The 3,234-nt window shown below is 50.2% G+C and carries 2 rRNA genes; both read right to left on the bottom strand.

Annotation, left to right across the window (positions count from 1 at the left end):
- Positions 1-64: 64 nt before the first annotated feature.
- Positions 65-177, bottom strand: a 5S ribosomal RNA gene (gene rrf / locus RT97_RS06965).
- Positions 178-344: 167 nt separating this feature from the next.
- Positions 345-3,218, bottom strand: a 23S ribosomal RNA gene (locus RT97_RS06960).
- Positions 3,219-3,234: the final 16 nt, after the last annotated feature.

Genomic DNA, 3,234 nt, shown 5'->3' with positions numbered 1-3,234 from the left:
GATTTCAAATCCTCAAAGCAAAAAACCCCAGTCATTGCTGACTGGGGTTTTCTGGGCTGTAAGAGCCTGACGATGACCTACTTTCACACGGGAACCCGCACTATCATCGGCGCTGAGTCGTTTCACTGTCCTGTTCGGGATGGGAAGGAGTGGTACCAACTCGCTATGGTCATCAGGCATAAAGGGTTGTCTGGTTGATCACATGATCAATCAGACGAATTCATAGAGTTTGGAATCAGCGCGCAATTGTCTTGCGCTGGCTTGAATGTATTTTGAATGCGTCAACTTGGCATAACACCTTGATCGTGTATTCGTGACTCCTTGCGGAGTCGGATCAAAGTTATAGGGTCAAGCCGCACGAGCAATTAGTATCAGTTAGCTTAACGCATTACTGCGCTTCCACACCTGACCTATCAACGTCCTGGTCTTGAACGACTCTTTAGGGGGCTCAAGGCCCCGGCAGATCTCATCTTGAAACGAGTTTCCCGCTTAGATGCTTTCAGCGGTTATCTCTTCCACACTTAGCTACTCGGCAATGCCACTGGCGTGACAACCGATACACCAGAGGTGTGTCCACTCCGGTCCTCTCGTACTAGGAGCAGGCTTCCTCAAATCTGCAGCGCCCACGGAAGATAGGGACCAAACTGTCTCACGACGTTTTAAACCCAGCTCACGTACCTCTTTAAATGGCGAACAGCCATACCCTTGGGACCGGCTACAGCCCCAGGATGAGATGAGCCGACATCGAGGTGCCAAACACCGCCGTCGATATGAACTCTTGGGCGGTATCAGCCTGTTATCCCCAGAGTACCTTTTATCCGTTGAGCGATGGCCCTTCCATACAGAACCACCGGATCACTATGTCCTGCTTTCGCATCTGCTCGACTTGTCAGTCTCGCAGTTAAGCACGCTTATGCCATTGCACTATCGTCACGATGTCCGACCGTAACTAGCGTACCTTCGAACTCCTCCGTTACGCTTTGGGAGGAGACCGCCCCAGTCAAACTGCCTACCATGCACTGTCCCCGATCCAGATAATGGACCTAGGTTAGAACCTCAAACACACCAGGGTGGTATTTCAACGTTGGCTCCACAAGATCTAGCGACCCTGCTTCAAAGCCTCCCACCTATCCTACACAGATCTGTTCAAAGTCCAATACAAAGCTACAGTAAAGGTTCATGGGGTCTTTCCGTCTTTCCGCGGGGAGATTGCATCATCACAAACATTTCAACTTCGCTGAGTCTCAGGAGGAGACAGTGTGGCCATCGTTACGCCATTCGTGCAGGTCGGAACTTACCCGACAAGGAATTTCGCTACCTTAGGACCGTTATAGTTACGGCCGCCGTTTACTGGGACTTCAATCAAGAGCTTGCACCCCATCATTTAATCTTCCAGCACCGGGCAGGCGTCACACCCTATACGTCCACTTTCGTGTTTGCAGAGTGCTGTGTTTTTAATAAACAGTCGCAGCCACCGATTTTTTGCAACCCATTCATGCTTCGTTGTTCACTACACACTAATAGGGCACACCTTCTTCCGAAGTTACGGTGTCAATTTGCCGAGTTCCTTCTCCTGAGTTCTCTCAAGCGCCTTAGAATACTCATCTCGCGCACCAGTGTCGGTTTGCGGTACGGTCGTATATAGCTGAAGCTTAGTGGCTTTTCCTGGAACCTCGTTCAGTCACTTCACGGACAAGTCCGCTCGATCGTTGGCCTCGGTATATGTGCACCGGATTTGCCTAATGCACGCCTACATCCAACTAAACCAGAATAATCCAATAACTGGATGACCTATTAAGATCCGTCCCCACATCGCACTATATAACGGTACAGGAATATTGACCTGTTTCCCATCAGCTACGCATCTCTGCCTCGCCTTAGGGGCCGACTCACTCTACGCCGATGAACGTTGCGTAGAAAACCTTGCGCTTACGGCGAGGGGGCTTTTCACCCCCTTTAACGCTACTCATGTCAGCATTCGCACTTCTGATACCTCCAGCACGCTTTACAACGCACCTTCACAGGCTTACAGAACGCTCTCCTACCACTTGCAATAAATTGCAAATCCGCAGCTTCGGTAACTGGCTTAGCCCCGTTACATCTTCCGCGCAGGACGACTCGATCAGTGAGCTATTACGCTTTCTTTAAATGATGGCTGCTTCTAAGCCAACATCCTGACTGTTTTAGCCTTCCCACTTCGTTTCCCACTTAGCCAATTTTAGGGACCTTAGCTGGCGGTCTGGGTTGTTTCCCTCTTGAGTCCGGACGTTAGCACCCGGTGCTCTGTCTCCCAAGCTGTACTCATCGGTATTCGGAGTTTGCCTTGGTTTGGTAAGTCGCCATGACCCCCTAGCCAAAACAGTGCTCTACCCCCGATGGTAATACTTGAGGCACTACCTAAATAGTTTTCGGAGAGAACCAGCTATTTCCAAGTTTGTTTAGCCTTTCACCCCTATCCACAGCTCATCCGCTAGTTTTGCAACACTAGTCGGTTCGGACCTCCAGTACCTGTTACGGCACCTTCATCCTGGCCATGGATAGATCACTTGGTTTCGGGTCTACACCCAGCGACTGATCGCCCTATTCGGACTCGATTTCTCTACGGCTTCCCTATTCGGTTAACCTTGCCACTGAATGTAAGTCGCTGACCCATTATACAAAAGGTACGCAGTCACCCCTTACGAGGCTCCTACTTTTTGTAAGCACGCGGTTTCAGGATCTATTTCACTCCCCTCCCGGGGTTCTTTTCGCCTTTCCCTCACGGTACTAGTTCACTATCGGTCAATGATGAGTATTTAGCCTTGGAGGATGGTCCCCCCATATTCAGACAGGATTTCTCGTGTCCCGCCCTACTTGTCGTTAGCTTAGTACCACACAGGTCATTTCACGTACGGGGCTATCACCCGCTATGGCCAGTCTTTCCAAACTGTTCCGTTATGTCTTGTGCTATCACTAACAGGCTCTTCCGATTTCGCTCGCCACTACTTTCGGAATCTCGGTTGATGTCTTTTCCTCGAGCTACTGAGATGTTTCAGTTCACCCGGTTCGCCTCGCATGACTATGTATTCATCATGCGATACCTTTCGGTGGGTTTCCCCATTCGGAAATCTCCGGATCAAAGCTAATTTGCCAGCTCCCCGAAGCTTATCGCAGGCTATCACGTCCTTCGTCGCCTATCATTGCCAAGGCATCCACCACGTGCTCTTATTCACTTGACCCTATAACTTTGACGTT

This window comes from Variovorax paradoxus (genome assembly GCF_000834655.1).
GTDB classification, from domain to species: domain Bacteria; phylum Pseudomonadota; class Gammaproteobacteria; order Burkholderiales; family Burkholderiaceae_C; genus Variovorax; species Variovorax paradoxus_F.
Note: the sequence above shows the minus strand (reverse complement) of the source record. Positions and strands in the feature narration are given on the sequence as shown.